The organism is Variovorax sp. DXTD-1 (assembly GCF_003984625.1).
GTDB lineage: Bacteria > Pseudomonadota > Gammaproteobacteria > Burkholderiales > Burkholderiaceae_C > Variovorax.
The window spans coordinates 167,785-188,438 of sequence record NZ_RWKH01000006.1 but is presented as its reverse complement, the minus strand read 5'-3'; the positions used below and the strand labels follow the sequence as shown (position 1 = coordinate 188,438).

The window sequence follows — 20,654 nt, the reverse complement described above, 5'->3', positions numbered from 1 at the left end:
CCCGGTGCAACGCCGGGATCCCCTCTCCCTTTTGACCGCAGCCCGCCGTGCCATACAGGCGCTTTGTCATGGATCCATCCGAGGGAAACGGGGCGATTGTCTCCCCTGAAAGGGGGCACACCGCTCATGCGCCAGTGCCTCGGAATTTTTACATTGGTTCCCTCGTGAACAGCTCACGGGCACTGATTTCACGTAGACCGGGAACCCGAGCGCACGCTCGCGAGCGAGCTACCTACTCGAATTCAGTGATTAGCTACCCTGTTTGGGCGATATCAGGCAGTACGTTCATGTAACAACTGATTCCACAATGTAACTTGGCCAACATTTGCCCCCACCGTCTTCACCAAACACCCTAGGATTGCCTCCGAAATATGACCAAACGTACTACCTCATTTTATTTCTACTTAATGCAGTTTTTCAGTATTCAACCTATTAGCAGATATTACCCATTCGAGCCTTTTCATGAAACTTCATTCCGTTTTTTCGGTGCAATTCGAAGTCCCCCCGCCTTCCCTGGGCGACCTGTTCGTTTCGCTGCCTAGCTCTGCAACGACAGAACGAATTGTCAGTTCAATCGCACTCGCACCGGAAAATATGCGGCATTGGAGCCAATGGGCTGCAGCCGCCGGTCAATTGCCGGACACCCCATTTGCAGCAGCCTGGCTCCTGTTGCAGGCGCGCTGGCTCGGCGCCCAGCAAGCGGTTCTGCACGAAGCGTCGGCACGCCCCTCGCAAGCAGCCGCAAGGCACGCCGCGCTTGCCATGGCGTTCGATCCCGCACAGCCGGCAAGCGCATGGCTGGCCACGCTCGACCAGAAGCGGCGCCAGGCCGCTGAAGCATTCGGCACAGACACGCCCGAGTCCTCGCCCAGCTTTCTCTGGCTCCGCGCCGAGACCGTCGCCCCCGCACTCCAGGCACCCCTTCACCTCTGGCTGAACGCCGCATCCGACGCGCCGCGCCTTCACGCCGACGCCGCAGCAGGTCTTCTGGACGCCGCATCCATCGAGCAATTGCTGGCCGCAATCGCCGACACGGCCGCCGACCTGCTCTGCCGCCCCGACGCACCGCTGGGCGACATCCGCACCCTGCCCGCGGCTGATCGCGAGCAACAGCTCGTTGCGTGGAACACGCCGCCCGCCCCGCTGAACCGCCAACTCAATGTGGCGCAAATGTTCAGCCGCCAGGCCGCCGCCACGCCCGATGCGCCGGCCCTTGCGGAAGGCGATGCGCAAATGAGCTACAGCGAGCTCGAACGCCGCTCCGAACGGCTTGCCCGGCACCTCCAGCACCTGGGCGTGCACGCAGGCGATGCCGTCGGGCTGCTGCTCGACCGCTCGATGGCGGCCGTGGTGACCCAGTTGGGCGTTCTCAAGGCAGGTGCGGCCTATGTGCCGGTGCCGACGGACTTTCCGGCCGAGCGGATTGCCTACATGCTGGCCGAAGCAAACGCGCGGCTGACCATCGCCGCGCCCGTGCATCGCCATCTCGCGCCCGAATCGATGGCCGTGCTGGTGCTCGACGAGCCGGCAGAAGTGCCTGACGGCGCTGAAGGCAGTGCGCCTGCTTCGTGGAAAGCCCCCGCCATCGACGGCGAATCGGTGGCGTACGTGATGTACACCTCGGGCTCGACCGGCACGCCCAAGGGCATCGAGATCTGCCACCGCGCAATCCTTCGCCTCGTGGTCGATGCGGGCTATGTCGAACTGGCTCCCGGCCGCGCGATGCTGCATGCCGCGCCGCTCGGCTTCGATGCGTCCACGCTCGAAGTCTGGGGCCCGCTGCTCAACGGCGGCTGCTGCGTCATTCACGACGAGCGCGTGCCCACGGGCGCCGGCCTCGCCCGCACCATTGCACGCCACAACGTGCACACCGCCTGGCTCACGGCGGCGCTGTTCAACGCGGTGATCGACGACGACCCGGCCCATCTCTCGGGCCTGCGGCACCTGCTCACCGGCGGCGAAGCCCTTTCGGTACCGCATGTGCGGCGCGCATTGGCCGCGCTTCCGCAGCTCGCGCTGAGCAACGGCTACGGGCCGACCGAGTGCACGACTTTCGCGGCCACCTACCGCATTCCCGCGGCGCTGCCCGCCGACCTGCGCTCGGTGCCGCTCGGGCGGCCCATCAACGACACGGTGCTGCGCGTGCTGAGCCCCACGATGGCCCTGCTTCCCACGGGCTTGGTGGGCGAGCTCTGCATCGGCGGACACGGACTGGCGCGCGGCTACCTGGGGCAACCCGCGCTGACGGAAGAACGCTTCGTGCCCGACCCCTTCGGCGCACCGGGCGAGCGCCTCTACCGCACGGGCGACCTCGCGCGCTGGCTGCCCGACGGCACCATCGAGTTCATCGGCCGGCGCGACGGACAAGTCAAGATTCACGGCCACCGCATCGAGACCGGCGAGGTGGAAGCGGCCATCCTCGCCCATCCGGCGGTGAAGAGCTGCGCCGTGGTCGCGCGGCCCGATGCCGACGGGCAGCTGAGCCTTGTCGCCTACCTCGTCGCGCGTTCGCAAGAAAAGCTCTCGTGGGAGGCGCTGCGCGCGCACCTTGCGGCCCGCCTGCCCGCGGCCTTGGTGCCCTCCGCGCAGGTCTGGCTCGATCAGTTGCCGGTCACCTCCAACGGCAAGCTCGACCGCAAGGCGCTGCCCGAACCGGCCGGCGAGCGGCCCGACCTCGCGCAGCCGTTCGAAGAACCGCGCAGCGCCACCGAGCAGCGCGTGTGCGAAGCCTTTGCGCGCGCGCTGCGCATCGCCAAGGTCGGCCGCAACGACAACTTCTTCGACCTCGGCGGCGATTCGATGCGCGTGCTCCAGGTGCTGGCCGATCTGCAGCGGGACAGCGCAAAGCCGCTTTCGACCAATCTCTTCTTCCGCTATCCGACGCCGGCCGCAATGGCGGCCCAGCTGGCTCCCGCCGGTGATGCGGCGCCTGCGATTGATCGGTCACGCGCACCCCAGGCGTCGGCCAACACGTCCGACTTGCAAGACGCCGTGGCGCTGATCGCCACCGCGGGCCGCTTTCCGGGCGCTGCGGATGTCGAGCAGTTCTGGGAAAACCTGGTTGCCGGCCGCGACACTATCAGCTTCTTCGACGACGAGACGCTCGACGCCGGCGTTTCCGAAGCCTTGCGCACGGACCCGGCCTATGTGCGCGCCCGCGGCGTGATCGAAGGCATCGAGAACTTCGACGCCGCCTTCTTCGGCATCGGCCCGAAGGAAGCGGCACTGATGGACCCGCAGCAGCGCGTGTTCCTCGAGATCTGCTGGGAGTGCCTGGAGCGCGCCGGCTATGTGCCCGACGCCGCCCCCGGCCCCGTCGGCGTGTATGCCGGCATGTACAACGCCAGCTACTTCCAGCGCCACGTCAGCACGCGGCCCGACCTCATCGAGGCGGTGGGCGAGTTCCAGGTGATGCTGGCCAACGAGAAGGACTACATCACGACGCGGGTAGCCAACCGGCTCAACCTCACAGGCCCCGCGGTGAGCGTGCACACCGCCTGCTCGACATCGCTGGTGGCAGTGGCCCATGCCTTTCATGCGCTGCGCACGGGCCAGTGCTACATGGCGCTGGCGGGCGGCGCGTCCGTTACCTGCCCCACGCGCAGCGGCTACCTCTACCAGGAGGGCTCGATGCTCTCTCCCGACGGCCGCACGCGCAGCTTCGATGCGCAGGCCCAGGGCACCGTGTTCAGCGACGGCGCCGCGGTGGTTTTGCTGAAGCGCCTGGCGGACGCGCAGGCCGACGGCGACACCATCTACGCGGTGCTGCGCAGCGCCGCTGTCAACAACGACGGCGGTGCCAAGGCAAGCTTTACCGCGCCCAGCGTGGACGGCCAGGCCGCCGTGATCCGCGCCGCGCTGGCGGCGGCCCATGTGGAGGCGCGCAGCATCTCCTACGTGGAGGCGCACGGCACGGCCACGCCGATGGGCGACCCGATCGAAGTCGAGGCACTGACCTGTGCTTATGGCGAACACACCGATGCGCTGGGCTTCTGCGCGCTCGGCTCCCTCAAGAGCAACGTGGGCCACATGGTCACAGCAGCAGGCGCCGCCGGGCTCATCAAGGCAGCGCTTTCGCTGCACCACGAAGTGATTCCGCCGACGGCGCACTTCACCGCGCCGAACCCGTCCATCGACTTTTCGCGCACGCCCTTCTACGTCTCGCCCAGCCTTCAGCCGTGGCCGCGCGCCGCCGAGCCGCGCCGCGCAGGGGTCAGCTCCTTCGGCGTGGGCGGCACCAACGCGCATGTCATCGTCGAAGAGGCGCCCCCGCGCCCCGTTTCGCCAATCGCAGTCGGTCCGCAGGTGCTGCCGCTTTCAGCCCGCTCGGAGGCCGCACTCGCAGTGGCCGCGGAGCAGCTGGCGGCGCACCTCCATGCAACGCCCGGGCTGCCGCTGGCCGATGTCGCCTACACGCTGGGCGTCGGCCGCAAGGCTCACGCCTTCCGCCGCGCCGTGGTGGCCAGCGACGCGGCCGAAGCTATTGCCGCGCTGCGCGGCAGCGACAGCACATGGCGCGTCAGCGGCCACATCGATTCGCGCGCGCCCCAACTGGTGCTGATGTTCCCCGGCCAGGGCGCGCAGTACGCCGGCATGGGCAAGAACCTGCATGCGAACGACCCCGTCTTCGCCGCCGCCTTCGATGCTTGCGTGAAGGCCTTCGGCAGCGCGCTGGATTTCGACCTGCGCGAGCGCATGTTCGAAGGCGAAGCCGATGCGCTCGCGCCCACCGCCGTGACGCAACCCGCCATGTTTGCGCTGGAGTACGCGCTGGCACGCAGGCTGCTCTCTCTGGGTGCGCGGCCGCATGCGCTGATCGGCCACAGCGTGGGTGAGTTCGTGGCCGCGGTGCTCGCGGGCGTGATGCGGCTCGAAGATGCCGCACGGCTCGTCGCGCGCCGCGGCGCGCTCATGCAGGCCCAGCCCGCGGGGGCAATGCTGTCGGTGCGCCTGGGTGCCGAACAGCTCACGGCCAGGCTCGGCGATTCGCTATCTCTTGCCGCGGACAACGGCCCGACCGCTTGCGTGGCTGCCGGCCCCTTCGAAGCCATTGCGGCGCTGCAGGCTTCGCTGCAGGAAGAAGACATTCCGAGCCGCCCGCTGCAGACATCGCACGCATTCCACAGCGCAATGATGGACGGCGCAGTGGCGCCCTTCGAAGCGCTGGTCAGTGAAGTGGCGCTGCATCCGCCGACGATTCCGATCTATTCGACGCTCACCGGCCGTCTGCTCGAAGACGCCGAGGCCACCAGCGCCGCCTATTGGGCTCGCCACCTGCGCGGCACGGTGCACTTCTCGCCGGCCGTGCGCAGCGCCATGGCGCAGACGGCGCGGCCGCTCTTCGTCGAGGTCGGCCCCCGCAATGCACTTGCCACGCTGGTGCGCCAGCACGGCGCCGGCGAAGTGATGCCGCTGCTGCAGGGCGAGCCGGCCGACGAGGCCCGCACCCTGCGCCTGGCGCTGGCGCGCCTTTGGACATGCGGCGCCGATGTCGAGTTGTCGCGGCTCGCGGTGCGCACCGGCGCGCAGCGGGTTCGCCTGCCCACCTATCCGTTCGAGCGCAAGCGTTTCTGGGTCGACATCGCGGCCCCCGCGGCAAAGCCGGCAATTTCGCCGGAAGCCGCGCCGCCCATGCCCGCCCTTTTCGTACCACCCCCCGTTTTGGAGACGACCGTGACAGTTGCTGCAGCGCCCCCGCTACCTGTTTCTTCCACATCCGCTTCGTCGGACGCCTCGCTCGATGCGCGGTTGCGGTCCTTGTTCGAGGACATCTCCGGCATCGACATGGCCCAGGCGGAAGGCAACGCCGCCTTCAGCGAACTCGGGCTGGACTCGCTCACGCTGACGCAGGTCGCCACGCAGATCAAGAAACGCTTCAAGGTAAACCTGAGCTTTCGCCAGCTCATGGAGAACTACCGCAGCCTCGATGCGCTCGGCGCATTCCTGCGGGAAAGCCTGCCGCCCGAACCCGCAGCTGCAGTGGCTGCTGCTCCGGCAATCGCTCCGGTAGCCGCTGCGGTGTCCACAGCCGTTTTCGCGCCTGCGGCAACGGCGATCACCGTGCCGGCCACGGTGCATCCGTCGCCCGTTTTCACGCCGCTGCCAGCCAGCGGAATCGGCGCCACACCGCTTGTACAACTGGTTACGCAGCAAATGGAATTGATGCGTCAGCAGCTCGCGCTGCTGTCGGGCGCCGGGGCGAACCTGTCCCAGGAAGCAGCTACCCAGACGGTGCAACAGGCGGCCCAGCCCGCCATGCAGGCAACAGCGGCACAGGCAATGCCGGCCTCGCCCGCGCTGCCCAATGCCGACGAGCCCGCCGCAGCCAAGGAGCCGGTGCGCTACGACGTGACAAAGGCTTTCGGCGCCATTGCACGCATCCACACGCAGCGCACCGCCGAGCCGAGCGGCCGGCAGAAAGCGCGGCTCGCGGCCTTCATGCGCCGCTACGTGGCACGCACGCAAAAGAGCAAGCAGTTCACCGAAGCCAACCGCCCCCACATGGCCGACCCGCGCGTGGTCAACGGCTTCCGCCCGATCACCAAGGAGATCACCTACCAGATCGTCATCGAGCGCTCCAAGGGGTCGAAGCTCTGGGACCTGGACGGCAACGAATACGTCGATGCGCTCAACGGCTTCGGCATGAACATGTTCGGCTGGCAGCCCGACTTCGTGCAGGAAGCCGTGCGCCGGCAGCTCGACGAGGGCTACGAGATCGGCCCGCAGCATCCGCTGGCCGCCGAAGTCACGGCGCTCATCTGCGAGCTCACGGGCAGCGACCGCGCGGCGCTTTGCAACACCGGCTCCGAAGCGGTCATGGCGGCGCTGCGCATCGCACGCACGGTCACCGGGCGCAGCACCGTGGTGGTGTTCACGGGCTCCTACCACGGCACCTTCGACGAAGTGCTGGTTCGCGCCGGCAAGGGCGGCAAGGGCCTGTCGGCCGCGCCCGGCGTGATGAGCGGCATGTTCGGCGACATCCGCGTGCTGGACTACGGCACGCCCGAGGCGCTGGCCTTCATCCGCGAGAATGCCGACGACCTTGCCGCCGTGCTGGCGGAGCCGGTGCAAAGCCGCCGCCCCGACTTCCAGCCTCGCGAGTTCCTTGAAGAGGTGCGTGCCATTACCGCGCAGAGCGGCAGTTGCCTGATCTTCGACGAGGTCATCACGGGCTTTCGCGTCGGCCTGGGCGGCGCGCAGGAACTGTTCGGCATACGCGCCGACCTTGCCACCTACGGCAAGGTGATCGGCGGCGGCTTCCCGGTCGGCGTGATTGCCGGCAAGCGCGAGTTCATGGATGCGCTCGACGGCGGCGCCTGGCAATACGGCGACGACTCGATTCCCGGCGTGGGCGTGACCTACTTTGCCGGCACCTTCGTGCGGCACCCGCTCGCGCTGGCCGCGGCCAAGGCATCGCTCACCTATCTGAAGGAAGCCGGCCCCGCGCTGCAGATCGGGCTCAGCACCAGCACCGGCACCATGGCCGAGGAGCTCACCGCCTGGTGCGCCGAGGTGGGCGCGCCCATCGCCATCAGGCACTTCGCTTCGCTCTGGCGCGTGAGCTGGCTCGAAGACCATCCGCTGCAAGACCTGCTGTTCGCAATGATGCGCAGCCGCGGCGTGCACATCCTGGACAACTTCCCGTGCTTTCTCACGAGCGCGCACAGCGCCGAGGACATCGCGACGATCCAGCGCGCATTCAAGGAGTCCGTTGCCGAGATGCAGGAATCCGGATTCCTGCCGCGCCGCGCAACGGTCATCACCGGCTTCGACTACCGCAAGGCCGAGGAAGACGACGGCTCGGTTCTCGCCCGCGACATCGACGGCCAGCCCTTCTGGTACGTGCCGGACACCACCTCTTCCCCCACCCATCTGATCAATGGAAAGGCCACAGCATGAACGCCGTTCTTCGCCCCCCCGCCGCCGCGGGCCTTATCGAATGCGTCATCCCCACGACTGAATCGCAGCGCGAAGTCTGGCTCGGCGCAACGATGAGCACCGAAGCCTCGCTCTCGTACAACGAATCAGTGCTGCTGCGCTTTCGCGGGCCGCTCGACCGCGATGCCATGGCGCGTGCCGTGGCACGCCTCGTCGCGCGCCACCAGTCGCTGCGGGCCACGGTTTCGCCTGACGGCACCTGCATGCTGGTCGGCCAGCCGCCCGAAGACCCGATGGAGCAAAAGGACCTGAGCGGCCTCTCGCCCGAAGCCCGGGCACAGGCGCTGAAGACGGCCCACGACACCGCGGTGTGCACGCCTTTCTCGCTGGAGCAAGGTCCGCTGTTCCGCGCCGTGCTGTACCGGCTTGGCGATGCCGAGCATGAACTCGTCATGTCGGCGCACCACGTGGTCTGCGACGGCTGGTCGTGGGTGGTCATTACCGAGCAGCTCGGTCATCTGTATGCCGAGCAAACCGGCGACGGCCTGCGGCTCAAGCCCGCGCCAACCTATGCAAGCTTTGCGGCGGAAGAAGCCGCTGAAGCCGCGCATCCCGACATGCAGGTGCATGTGGACTACTGGCTGGAGCGCTTTCCCGGCGGAACCCTGCCCGTGATCGAGCTGCCGCTTGACCACCTGCGCCCCGCCACGCGCACCTTCAGCTCGCGCCGCACCGAGCGGTTGCTCGACCGCCGCCTGGTGACCGCGCTGCGTTCGATGAGCGCGAAGACCGGCGCCAGCCTGTTCGCGGGCCTGCTCACCGGCTTCGTCGCCACGCTGCACCGCCTCACCGGGCAGGACGACATCGTGGTCGGAATTCCGGCGTCGGGCCAGATCGCGCGCGACATGCCCGACCTGGTGGGCCACTGCGTCAACCTGCTGCCGCTGCGCCTTGCCGCGCACGGCCAGATGCGCTTCGACGCGTTGCTGGGCGAATGCAGCACGGCCGTGCTCGACGCTTTCGACCACCAGGCGCTCACCTACGGCGCGCTGCTGGGCAAGCTTGCGCTGCAGCGCGACCCGAGCCGCCTGCCGCTGGTGAGCGTGGTCTTCAACGTCGACCCCGACGTGGCCAGCAGCACGCAGGCCTTCACCGGCCTTGATGTCACGCAGGACACCATCCCGCGCCAGTACGAGAACTTCGAGCTCTTCCTGAACCTGCGCCCGCTCGACGGCGGCCTGCAGATCGAGGCGCAATACAACGCCGACCTGTTCGACGAAGCCAGCGTCCAGCGCTGGCTCGACATGTTCGAGTGCGTGCTCCGCTCGGCCGCGCGCAACCCGGGCGAAACCGTCGGCCGGCTCGAGGTGCTCTCGCCGGAAGGTGCCCAAGAGCTGATTGCCCTGCAGCCGCCGCCCACCGCGTTGGAAGGCGCGCCGCATGCGCTCGCACGCTTCCTGGCGCGCGTGCCGCTGCAGCCTGATCGCCCCGCAGTGCGCGACGGCGCGCGAGTCTTCACCTATGCCGAACTCGATGCGCAGTCCAACCGGCTTGCGCGTGCATTGCGCGAGCGCGGCGTGCGCCGCGGCCAGCATGTGGGCCTGTGCCTGGAGCGCAGCCTCGAGATGGTGCTTGCAATGGTCGCTGTGCTGAAGGCGGGCGCCGCCTATGTGCCGCTCGACCCCGCGTTTCCGCAGGCGCGGCTCGACCACTACGCCAAGGATGCCGGCCTCAGCCTGCTGCTGACCTCTTCTGACATTGCCGCGGCGCCGCGCAGCTGGCGCGACGGCGCGGCCGAACACGTGTTCGAGATCGACCGCGACAGCGCCTGGCAGCAGGCCTCCGGCGATCCCCTGCCCGCGAGCGAAGACGACGCCGGCCCGGACGATCCCGCCTATGTGATCTACACCTCCGGCTCCACGGGCCTGCCCAAGGGCGTGTCCGCGCGGCATGCGTCCGTGGCCAACCTGCTGCAGTGGATGCTGAGGAAGTCCGGCATGAACGCAAGCGACCGCATTGCCGCGGTGACCACGCTGTCGTTCGACATGGCGGTGCCCGACCTGCTGCTGCCGCTGGCCGTGGGCGCCGAGATCGTGATGGTGCAGCGCGAGCTGGCCATGGACGGCGTGCGCCTGAGCAAGCTGCTGCAAGAAGAGCAGATCAACTTCCTGCAGGCCACGCCCGGCATGTGGCAGCTGCTGCTCGACGCCCAATGGCCGGGCGCACCGGGCTTTCGTGGCTGGATCGGCGGCGAGCCGCTGCGCCCGAGCTTTGCGCTGGCGCTGTGCGAGCGCCTTTCGGAGCTCTGGAACGGCTATGGCCCGACCGAGACCACCGTGTATTCGACCGCATGGCTGGTCGACCCCAAGGCCGTTGCGTCGCGCGGCGTGTCCATCGGCCACCCGGTGGACAACACCGAGATATGGATTCTCGACGCCGACCTGCAGCCCTGCCCCATCGGCGTGCCCGGAGAAATCTGCATTGCCGGCGACGGCCTCTCGCAAGGCTACATCGACCGGCCCGAGCTCACGGCGGAGCGCTTCGTCACCGCCCGCGTCTTCGGTACGGCCAAGCGGCTGTACCGCACCGGCGACCGCGGCCGCTGGCGCAACGACGGGCTGATCCAGCACCTGGGCCGGCTCGACTTCCAGCTCAAGGTGCGCGGCTACCGCATCGAGCCGGGCGAGATCGAGGCGCGCTGCCGCGAGGTGGCCGGCGTTTCGCGCTGCGTGGTCGTGGCACGCGAAGACAGCCCCGGCGACGTGCGCCTGGTGGCCTACCTTGCGCTCACGCCCGGTGTCGATTTCGACCAGGACGTGCTGATGGCCCACCTGCGCGAGCACCTGCCCGCCTTCATGCTGCCGCAGCACGTGGTGGCGCTGAAGACGCTGCCCACGCTGCCCAACGGCAAGGTCGACCGGGTTTCGCTGCCCCCGCCGCAGGCCGTCTCGCGCGACGAGGCGCGGCGCGGCGCGGCCCCCCGCTCCGATTGCGAACGCAAGGTGCTCGAGACCATGGAAAAGGTGCTGAGCCTGCCCGGCCTCGACATGCGGGACGACTTCTTCGCCATGGGCGGCCATTCGCTGCTGGCCTCGCGCCTGACAACGCTGCTGAGCCGCGAATTCAAGATCACGCTGCCGCTGCGCTCGCTGTTCGAAGCGCCCACGGCCGAAAAGCTGGCCGCGGTTGTCGAGGGCCTGCAAAGCGCGGGCTCCCGTGCCCAGGCGCCGCTGCCCTGCCGCATCAATCGCAAGACGGCGCCCCTGACGCCGTCGCAGGAACGCATCCGGTTCATGGAGGACCTGCACCCCGGCCGCTCGGTCTACAACGCACCCGCCGCCCAGCGCCTGACCGGCAACTTCGATATGCAGCGCTTCGAGGCCGCGTTCAGGGAAATCATTCGCCGCCAGCCCGCCCTGCGCACCCGCATGGCGACCGACCCGCACACCGGGCAGCCGGTGCAGGCGATGTCGGAAGCGGTGGACTTCGAGCTGCCTTTCATCGACCTGCGCAACCTGCCGGCCGACCAGCGCGAAGCCGAGCTGGCCGATCGCATGCAGGAGCTTGCCGACCGGCCGATCGACATTCACCGTGCGCCCATGATGCATGCGGCGGTGTTCCAGCTCGATGCGCATGAGCATGTGTTCGTGTTCGTGCCCCACCACCTGATCTGGGACGGCTGGTCCTTCGACCTGCTCCAGCGCGAACTCTCCGCCATCTACGACGCGGCGGAACGCGGTCGCCCGCACGGCCTGCCCGCGCTTGCCACCACGCACGGCGACTATGCCGAATGGCAGGCCAACTGGATGAACGAGCCCGGCTTCCAGGAGCAGCTGGACTTCTGGCTGAAGCGCTTCGCCGACGCGCCGATGCCGCGCCTGCCCAACACCGACATGCCGCGGCGCTCGGGCAAGAGCGGCCAGGGCGGCGCGCAGTGGATCCGTGTCGACCTTTCGACCACGCAGCAGCTGCGCAAGGTTGCCCGCGACATGGACGTGACGCTGAGCATGCTGACCTTCGGCATCTATGCGCTCACCATGAGCCGGGTCATCGGCTCGGAGTCGATCGTCATCGCCAACCCGGTGCGCGGGCGCCAGCAGCCCGAAACCGAAGACGTGATGGGCTTCTTCAACAACGTGCTGCCGGTGTCGCTCCAGGTCGGCCTGGACCAGACGCTCGCCGAGTTCATGCGCTACGTGAAGCGCGAGCTGCTGTCGATCATGAACTACCAGCAGGTGCCGTTCGAGCGGCTCATGGCGGAGCCCGCCCTGGGCGCCCGCATCCGCGCGGTCGGCCCTTACCAGACGATGTTCTCGTTCCAGGATGCGCGCGACCGCGCACGGCGCCTGGGCAGCCTGCAAACCCGCCAGCTGCACCTGATGCAGCACGGCGCCACCGACGACATCGGCATGTGGCTGATGGACAAGCCGCACGGGCTGGAGGGCGCGCTGAACTACAACGCCGACATCTACCTGCGCGAAACCGGGGCGCACCTGCGCGACCGCTACCTGGAGTTGCTGCAACGGGCCGCCGAGCATCCCGAAGCCACGCTGGCCGAACTCTCCACCGAAGAAGGTTCGCCCAGCGCCGTCTACCTGCGCAGGCTCGCCGCGGTAGATCCGCTCAAGGCCACGGCCACGGCACCGGTCAACGGCACGGCTGCGGCCCCGAAGGCGGACGAAACGCTCCTGAACCCGGAGCACGCCCGCCTCGCGCAGATCTGGGCCTCGGTGATCGGCATCGACGTCAACGACATCCGCCCGACCGACAACTTCTTCGACCTCGGCGGGGATTCGCTGCTCGTGCTGCGGGCGCTGCAGCAGACCGAGCAGACGCTGGGCTACCGCGTGCAGTCGCGCCGCTACCTGTTCGAGAACCTCGGCCAGATCGCCGCCTCCGCCCGCGAAGCGCATGACAGCGCCGACCTGTCAGAACTCGCGCCGCTTGCCATGGGCAACCTCAAGGCCGGTGCGCGCGGAGAAGGCCTGCTGAGCCGCACCTTCGGCGGCTGGCTGCGCAAGGAGTAACGATCATGGGACACGCGGCCTTCGCCCTTTCTTCTGTCGACGCACCGCTTTGCCGGTATTTCGACCTGGATGACTGCGCCGGTCCCGGCGCCGCGCTGATCCTCTCCAAGGAGGAACGCACACGCGCCGGACAGTTCCGCTTTCCCCAGGAGCGGCAACGCTACGTCGCGGCGCACGCCGCGCTGCGCTACGCACTGGCCGAGCAGACCGGCGCGCGCGCCGATGCGCTGCGCTTCACGCACAGCGCCTTCGGCAAGCCTTCGCTGCTGGGCTGGCCGCGTGTTCATTTCTCGCTGAGCCACAGCCAGGGGCTGGGCCTGATCGCCATCGGCGAACGCGGCCCGCTGGGCGTGGACGTGGAGCAGCTTCGCGCGGTGCCCGATGCATTGGCGCTTGCCGCAACGCATTTCACGCGGCTGGAGAACGAAGCGCTGCGCGCACTGCCGGCCAACGAGCGCGACCAGGCCTTTCTCACCTGCTGGACGCGCAAGGAAGCCTGCCTCAAGGCCATCGGGCTGGGACTCATCGTGCCTCCGGAGCGGTTTGAAGTGGGTGTGGACGCGGACTGCCGCAGCGTCGAGGTGCCGGTTGCCGGCCGAATCCTGTGGCTTGTGCTGCAGCCCGCGCCTTCGCGCATGGACAGCGTGGGATCGATTGCCGAGTGGCGGCAGACCCACACCCGCGCCAGCATGCCGCGCGGGGCAACGGAGAGCTTTGCATGACCCCCTATCCATTCCTGTTCGGCCCCGCGTCGCGGCAGATCTTCGGCCTGTTCCACGCTGCCGAGGAAGCACTGCCCGGAAACACCGCGGTGCTCATCTGCCCGCCTTTCGGGCAGGAGGGCATGCGCACGCACCGCTTCTTCAAGGTGCTGGCCGAGCGCCTCGCGCGCTCGGGCATCGCAACCTTGCGCTTCGACTTCTACGGCACCGGCGATTCACCGGGCGACGAGGAAGACGGCGAGCTCGACGGCTGGCGGCGCGACCTGTGCTCGGCGCATGAAGAGCTGCGCCGGCGCGCACCGGGAAGCCGCATCGTCTGGGTGGGCGCGCGGCTCGGCGCCACCCTGGCCGTGCTGGCGGCGCGCAACGGGCGCTGCGATCCGGCGCGGCTGGTGCTGTGGGAGCCGGTGATCGACGGGCGGCGCTATGCCCGCCTGCTGCGCGAAGAGCATGTGGCAGCCATCGACACGACCTTCTGCATTCCCGACCTGGCGTGGCGCCGCAGCCTTTCGCGCGAGCCCGGCGCCATGCCCGAGGAGGCACTGGGCACCTCGCTTTCGCCCACGCTGCGCACGCAGCTGGCCGCGCTCACGCCGGAATCGCTCCCGCTCACGGCCCTGCACGACACGCTGGTGCTCACAGGCCCCGACGACGAAGAAACCGCGCAGTGGGCGGCCGAGCAGCAGTCGCGCTACATGCCGGTGCGCCTTGCGTACTTCCAGCACCGGCTCGACTGGACGTCCGACCCCTACCCCAACAGCGCCATGGTTCCGGCCGATGCGCTCAACCGCCTGCAGGGGGCCCTTCATGAATGACATGACGCAAACGCCGGTGCGGTTCGGCGCCGGCAACTCGCTGGTCGGCACCGTCACGATGCCCGCGCGGCAAGTGCCGGCCACCGCCGCATGCCTGATGTTCAACATGGGCGCCAACCATCGCATCGGCCCGCGCCGCATCAACGTGAAGCTGGCGCACGTGCTGGCCGCGCGCGGCGTGAGCAGCCTGCGCTTCGACCTGGGCGGCGTGGGGGACAGCGAGGCGTCCGACTTCTCGCACGACCTGCAGACCCGCGCCATGCACGACCTGCAGGCCGGCATGGACCTGCTCGAGAACACGATGGGCATCCGGCAGTTCGTGATCGTGGCCATGTGCTCGGGCGTGGAGCACGCCATGGCCGTGGCCGAAGCCGACACGCGCGTGGTGGCGATTTCGCTGTTCGACGGCTTCGCGTTCCCGGAATGGCGCTCGCGCTGGGAGCGCAACGTGCGGCGCGCCATTGCAGCCCCCGCGCACCCGGCCTTCGCGGGCAAGGCCAAGCGCTGGCTCCAGCGGCACTTTTTGCGCAGCCATTCGACAAAGGCGCTGCCCGGTTTCTTCACGGAAAGGAAGCCGCCGCAGGCCAACGCCGTGTGGTTCGGCGCGGCCATGAAGCGCCTGGTCGAACGGAAGGTGGCGGTGCAGCTGCTGTATTCGGGCTCGCTGCATGTGTCGGACCGCGGCCGCGACCAGCTCGGCCCCTTCCGGCGCGAGCCCTTCGCGCAGGCCCTCCAGTACGAGTTCATGCGCGAGCTCGACCACACCTTCTGCACGGCAAAGGGGCAGCAGCTCTTTCTCCAGTCGGTCGGCGACTGGGTGACCGCATGCGCCTCGGGCGCCGGCGCCGAGCGCCGCACCGTGAGCCCCACGCCGGCCGTTGCCGAGCCCCCATTGCATGGCGCCTACGCGCCGCAGTGAACCCATTCCAGGACTTCAGGATCCCCCACGAGCAAAGGACCATCCCATGGCACACCTTGACCCAGCCAGTTCCTCGCGCGGCGCACCCGTTGCACCCGCGTCAGCCCAAGCTTCCGCCCGCGAGCGCGTCCGACGCCGGATCGGGTCGGTGGTCGCGCTGGTGCTGCCGCTGTGCCTGGCCGGCTGCGGGATTCCCGGTTTCAAGACACCGGACACCAGCGGCTGGAGCAGCTCCCACGCGGAAGGCGAGCCGAAGATCGTCCCCATCACGCCCGAACTGATCCGCACCCGCGCCGCGCAGGAACCGCAGGGCGTGCCGGCGGAGGTGCGGCAGCTCTTCGGCAAGGCCCCCGCGTACACGATCGCCCCGGGCGACGTGATCGGCATCGTGGTGTACCGGCATCCGGAACTCATGCCCAACGCGGGCGCCGTGATCTCGCAGCAGTCGGACCCGACGGGCGTGAGCGTGGCTCCAGGCTTCATCGTCGACGGATCGGGCGAGATCAGCTTTCCCTACATCGGGCGCACCAAGGTCGAGGGCATGACGGAAAGCGCCGCGTCCGACCTGATCACGCGGCGCATTTCGCCCTTCGTGAAAGACCCGCTGGTGAGCGTTCGGATCCAGTCGTTCCGCAGCCGGCGCGTGTACGTGGAAGGCGAGGTTCGCACCCCGGGGCTGCAGATCTTCACCGACGTGCCGATGACGCTGGCCGAGGCGATCAACCGCGCCGGCAGCGTGACCACCGCCGCCGACCGCTCGCGCGTGACCCTCACGCGCGGCGAGCGCACGGTGACCATCGACCTGCCGCTGCTGCAGCGCTACGGTTTCGATGCGAGCCGCATTCCGCTGCAGAACGGCGACATCGTGAACGTGGGCACCCGCGAGGACAGCCGCGTGTATGTGATGGGCGAGATCCGCAACCCGTCGGCCCTGCTGATGCGCAACGGCCGGCTGAGCCTGAACGAGGCGCTGGGCGATGCAGGCGGGCCCGACCTGCTGACCTCCTCGCCCGGCCAGATCTACGTGGTGCGCAACTCGCGCGGCGAGGTGCCCGAGATCTACCACCTCGACGCGAAGAACCCGGTGGCGCTGGCGCTGGCCGACCGCTTTCCGCTGCAGGCGCGTGACGTCGTCTACATCGACCCCGTGCCGCTGGTGCGATGGAACCGCGTCATCAGCCTGATCCTTCCCGCCGCGCAGGTCGTGAACCTCGGTGGCACGGCAAGCCGCCGCTGAACCCTCTCCCCCCGTCCAGGCAACACAAAAAGGTGATCTCATGAATGCGCACTGGCAACCCATGGTTACCGCCCCAACAGATGCGGCGCCGGCTTCCGAACAGCCTCCTTCAAGACTGCGGGAGCATATCGACCTGCTGATCGACAACCGATGGAAGATCGCGAAGATCACCGCGGTGGCGCTGCTGATCGGCGCGGCCTACGCGATGTTCGGGCCGCGCGTGTACGAAGCCAACGTGCTCATCCAGGTCGAAGACCCCGAGCGCTCGGGCGGCACGCTGGTCGGCGACTCCGCAAGCAGCGCGCTGAACGCCAAGACGCCGACGGCGGGCGAGGCCGAGATCCTCAAGTCGCGCCTGGTGCTCGGGCAGGCCATCGAGAACACCAAGCTGTACATCGAAGCCGAGCCGCTTTACGTGCCGATCGTCGGCCCCTGGCTGGCACGCCGCGCGAAGACGCTCTCCGAGCCCGGCTTTGCGGGCCTCTCCGGCTACGTGAGCGGCAACGAGCGCATCGTGGTCGCCCAGATGGACGTGCCGGCGGATCTGGAGGGCACGCGCTTCCTGCTGACCGCGGGCGAAAACGGCGCCTACACGCTGACGCACCCCAAGCTGGATGCGCCGCTCGAAGGCAAGGTCGGCACGCCGCTGGACGCTGAAACACCGCTCGGCCCGGTTCACCTGCTGGTGGGCTCCGTCTCGGGGCTGCCGGGCGCTGCGTTCTCGCTGGTGCGCCAGTCGAAGCAGCTCACCCTGCTCGAGCTGCAGAAGGACCTGCGCGTGATCGAAAAAGGCAAGCAGTCCTCGGTCATGGACGTGAGCTGGCAGACCGGCAACCGCACGCAGCTGGCCAACCTGCTCAATGAAGTCGCGCGCCTGTATGTTCGCGTGAACATCGACCAGAAGACGGCGCAGGCGCAGCGCGCGCTCAACTTCCTGGGCGGCGAGCTGCCCAAGTTCAAGCAGCAGCTGGAGGACTCCGAAGAGGTCTACAACCAGTACCGCAACCGCAACGGAACGATCAGCCTCGACGACGAAGCGCGCAACGCACTGTCGCAGAACATCGACCTGCAGGCGAAGCTCTTCGATGCAACGCAGAAGCGGCTGGAGCTGACCGAGCGCTTCACGGCGCGCGACCCGAGCGTCATGACCATCGACGCGCAGATCGCCTCGCTGAAGAAGGCGCTCGGCGGCGTGGAGCAGCGCATTCGCCGCATGCCCATGATGCAGCAGGACTCGCTGCGCATGCAGCGGGACATCAAGGTCAACACCGACCTCTATGTGTCGCTCCTGAACAGCTCGCTGCAGATGCGGCTCGCCAAGGAGGGGCGCATCGGCAACGTGCGCGTGCTCGACCAGGCGCTGACTCCCGAGAAGCAGATCCGGCCCAAGGCCTCGATCACCATGGCGCTTGCGCTGCTGGCGGGCCTGTTCATCGGTGCGGCCTCGACCTTCATGCGCAGGTCGTGGCGCAACACCATCGCCAGCCCGGCCGAGATCGAATCCCACACCGGCCTGGACGTGTACAGCACGGTCACGCTCAGCGACCAGCAGCGCCATCTCGACCGCGCCGTACTGCACGGCAAGCCCGGCGTGCACCTGCTGGCAGTGGCGCATCCGGACGACCCGGCACTGGAGGGCCTGCGGCGGCTGCGCACCGCGCTGAAGTTCGCAATGCCGCGCGCGCTGAACAACCGGATCATGATTTCCAGCGCTACGCCCGGTGCCGGCAAGACCTTCGTGTCGGCCAACCTCGCGGCGGTGCTTGCATCGAGCGGCCGGTGCGTGCTGCTGATCGATGCCGACCTGCGGCGCAGCAGCGTGGCGCCCCGCTTCGGCCTGAAGCGCACTGGCGGCCTCTCGGAGCTGATCCAGGGTTCCATCGAACTCGACGGCGCCATCCACAAGGGAGTCCTGCCGCATCTCGACGTGATGACGACAGGCGCGTTGCCGTCCGACCCGACGGGCCTTCTCACGAGCGATGCCTTTGCCCGCGTGCTCGAAAAAGTCTCGACGCGCTACGACGTGGTGATTGTCGACACGCCGCCCACGCTGCTCGCATCGGAAACGGCCGAGATGGCGACCTGCATGGGCACGCTGCTCATGGTGGCGCGCGCCGGCGACAACGAGCTGGGCGACCTGACCGAAAGCGTCAAGCAGCTGCGTCACGCCGGTGCGCATTTCCAGGGCGTGGTGCTCAATGCGCTGGATACGCGCCGCCGCTACTACGGCAGCCTTGCCTACCGCTACGGTGCCTACCGGCTGCGGGCCCACGACTACCCGACAGCGCCCGAACTGCCCCGGCTCGCAACGCCGGTCGCAGCCGCGGCCGCCGCGGAGGGAGCGACAGCGTGAACACCCTGCGATCCAATGCTCCCGTCCAGTGGGCGGGCAATTCGCGGTTGTTGATGGCCACCAAGCGCGGTATGGACATCGTGATGGCGAGTTGCTTCTTCCTCTTCCTGGGCTGGGTCTACGCGCTGGTGTGGCTCGGCGTGCGGCTGACCTCCGGCGGCCCGGCGATCTACAAGCAGCCGCGCTACGGCCGGGACGGGCGCGTCTTCAGCTTCTACAAGTTCCGCTCGATGGTGGCCGACTCCGACGCGGTGCTGGCGCGCCACCTGCGCGAGAACGAAGAGGCGCGCCGGCAATGGGACATGTACCAGAAGCTCGAGCATGACCCGCGCATCACGCCGTTCGGCGCGTTCCTGCGCAAGTACAGCCTCGACGAGCTGCCGCAGTTCTGGAACGTGCTCAAGGGCGACATGAGCATGGTCGGCCCGCGCCCCTGCATGTTCTCGCAGAAGGACCTGTACGGCCCGTACTGGGGCCACTACTGCTCGGTGCGGCCCGGCATCACCGGCCTGTGGCAGGTGAGCGGGCGCAGCGAGGTCAGCTACCGGCGCAGGGCCGCCATGGACGCCGACTACGTCGCCACGCTGTCCCTGCGCCAGGACGTCGTGATCCTGCTGAAGACCTTCCTTGTGGTCGCGGGCGCAAAGGGTTCCGGCTAGGCGCCAAGGCCGTGCACGCCTTGTTCCGACATCTCAATTCTCAACCTTCAACCGAAAGAACATATGCGTATATACGTTGCTGGTCATCGCGGCATGGTGGGTCAGTCGCTCATGAAGCGCCTGCGGGGCCTCGGGCACGAGGTCGTCACGCGCGGGCGTGAGGAGCTCGACCTTCTCGACCAGGAGGCAGTGCGCCGGTTCTTCGCCACCGAGCAGATCGACCAGGTCTATCTCGCGGCGGCAAGGGTCGGCGGCATCCACGCCAACATGACTTACCCGGCGGAGTTCATCTACCAGAACCTCCTGATCGCCGCCAATGTCACGCACCAGGCGTTCCTCGCGAACGTCAGGCGTCTCCTGTTCCTCGGCTCGAGCTGCATCTACCCGCGGCTTGCCGAGCAGCCCATCCACGAAGATGCGCTGCTCAGCGGCAAGCTCGAGCCGACGAACGAACCCTATGCAATCGCCAAGATTGCAGGCATCAAGCTGTGCGAGAGCTACAACCGGCAGTACGGCGCCTCACACGGCATCGACTACCGCAGCGTGATGCCCACCAACCTGTACGGGCCCGGCGACAACTACCACGCGCAGAACAGCCACGTGGTGCCGGCCCTCATCAGGCGCTTTCACCTGGCCAAGACCGAAAACGCGGCCGAGGTGGTGATCTGGGGCACCGGCCGCGCGCGGCGCGAGTTCCTCTATGTCGACGACATGGCCGACGGCTGCATCGCGGTGATGGACATGACGCGCGACAGCTACGAGCAGCACACCACGCCCATGTGCGCGCACATCAATCTCGGCACGGGCGAAGACCTGTCGATCGGCGAGCTGGCAGCGTTGATCGGCGACGTCGTCGGCTACAGCGGCCGGATCCGCTTCGACACCTCGCAGCCGGACGGCGCGCCCAGGAAGCTGCTCGACGTGTCGTGCGCAGCCGCCATCGGGTGGCAGGCCACGGTGCCGCTCGAAGAAGGCCTGCGCCGCACCTATGCGGCCTATCAGGAGGCGATCCGCCCGGTCCAAGAGATCGCCCACGCCTGAGCC

9 protein-coding genes are annotated in these 20,654 nt (G+C 68.2%); all 9 read left to right on the top strand.

All coding sequences use genetic code 11. The features are described 5' to 3' along the window. The first annotated feature begins 462 nt into the window (after nt 1-462). The gene (locus EJI00_RS07835) at nt 463-7,899 is read left to right on the top strand and encodes a polyketide synthase (protein WP_126746903.1); all 7,437 of its coding nucleotides are present in this window, start codon (nt 463-465) and stop codon (nt 7,897-7,899) included. Continuing rightward, nucleotides 7,896-12,905, top strand: coding sequence for a non-ribosomal peptide synthetase (locus EJI00_RS07830; RefSeq protein ID WP_126746902.1), 5,010 nt, complete (start codon nt 7,896-7,898; stop codon nt 12,903-12,905). The genes EJI00_RS07835 and EJI00_RS07830 overlap by 4 nt, the downstream gene beginning before the upstream one ends. 5 nt (nt 12,906-12,910) lie before the next feature. Beyond that, a complete protein-coding gene (locus EJI00_RS07825) occupies nt 12,911-13,627 on the top strand; it encodes a 4'-phosphopantetheinyl transferase family protein (protein ID WP_126746901.1) in 717 nt (238 codons plus the stop codon). Next, entirely contained in the window at nt 13,624-14,442 is an 819-nt protein-coding gene (locus EJI00_RS07820; RefSeq protein WP_126746900.1) for an alpha/beta fold hydrolase, read from the top strand. The genes EJI00_RS07825 and EJI00_RS07820 overlap by 4 nt, the downstream gene beginning before the upstream one ends. Continuing rightward, nucleotides 14,435-15,361 (top strand): hypothetical protein, encoded by a 927-nt coding sequence (locus EJI00_RS07815; RefSeq protein WP_185868084.1) that lies wholly within the window; start codon nt 14,435-14,437, stop codon nt 15,359-15,361. Before EJI00_RS07820 ends, EJI00_RS07815 begins: the two co-directional genes overlap by 8 nt. A gap of 46 nt (nt 15,362-15,407) precedes the next feature. Further along, the gene (locus EJI00_RS07810) at nt 15,408-16,598 is read left to right on the top strand and encodes a polysaccharide biosynthesis/export family protein (protein WP_126746899.1); all 1,191 of its coding nucleotides are present in this window, start codon (nt 15,408-15,410) and stop codon (nt 16,596-16,598) included. A gap of 40 nt (nt 16,599-16,638) precedes the next feature. Further along, a complete protein-coding gene (locus EJI00_RS07805) occupies nt 16,639-18,951 on the top strand; it encodes a polysaccharide biosynthesis tyrosine autokinase (RefSeq protein ID WP_126746898.1) in 2,313 nt (770 codons plus the stop codon). After that, nucleotides 18,948-19,610 (top strand): sugar transferase, encoded by a 663-nt coding sequence (locus tag EJI00_RS07800; RefSeq protein ID WP_126746897.1) that lies wholly within the window; start codon nt 18,948-18,950, stop codon nt 19,608-19,610. Before EJI00_RS07805 ends, EJI00_RS07800 begins: the two co-directional genes overlap by 4 nt. Nucleotides 19,611-19,673: 63 nt before the next feature. Then, complete coding sequence (locus tag EJI00_RS07795) at nt 19,674-20,651, top strand: GDP-L-fucose synthase family protein (protein WP_126746896.1); 978 nt, start codon at nt 19,674-19,676, stop codon at nt 20,649-20,651. Nucleotides 20,652-20,654 lie beyond the last annotated feature (3 nt).

Coding starts and splice junctions, on each gene's coding strand:
- EJI00_RS07835 (WP_126746903.1), top strand. CDS start 463: ATGAAACTTCATTCCGTTTTTTCGGTGCAATTCGAAGTCCCCCCGCCT.
- EJI00_RS07830 (WP_126746902.1), top strand. CDS start 7,896: ATGAACGCCGTTCTTCGCCCCCCCGCCGCCGCGGGCCTTATCGAATGC.
- EJI00_RS07825 (WP_126746901.1), top strand. CDS start 12,911: ATGGGACACGCGGCCTTCGCCCTTTCTTCTGTCGACGCACCGCTTTGC.
- EJI00_RS07820 (WP_126746900.1), top strand. CDS start 13,624: ATGACCCCCTATCCATTCCTGTTCGGCCCCGCGTCGCGGCAGATCTTC.
- EJI00_RS07815 (WP_185868084.1), top strand. CDS start 14,435: ATGAATGACATGACGCAAACGCCGGTGCGGTTCGGCGCCGGCAACTCG.
- EJI00_RS07810 (WP_126746899.1), top strand. CDS start 15,408: ATGGCACACCTTGACCCAGCCAGTTCCTCGCGCGGCGCACCCGTTGCA.
- EJI00_RS07805 (WP_126746898.1), top strand. CDS start 16,639: ATGAATGCGCACTGGCAACCCATGGTTACCGCCCCAACAGATGCGGCG.
- EJI00_RS07795 (WP_126746896.1), top strand. CDS start 19,674: ATGCGTATATACGTTGCTGGTCATCGCGGCATGGTGGGTCAGTCGCTC.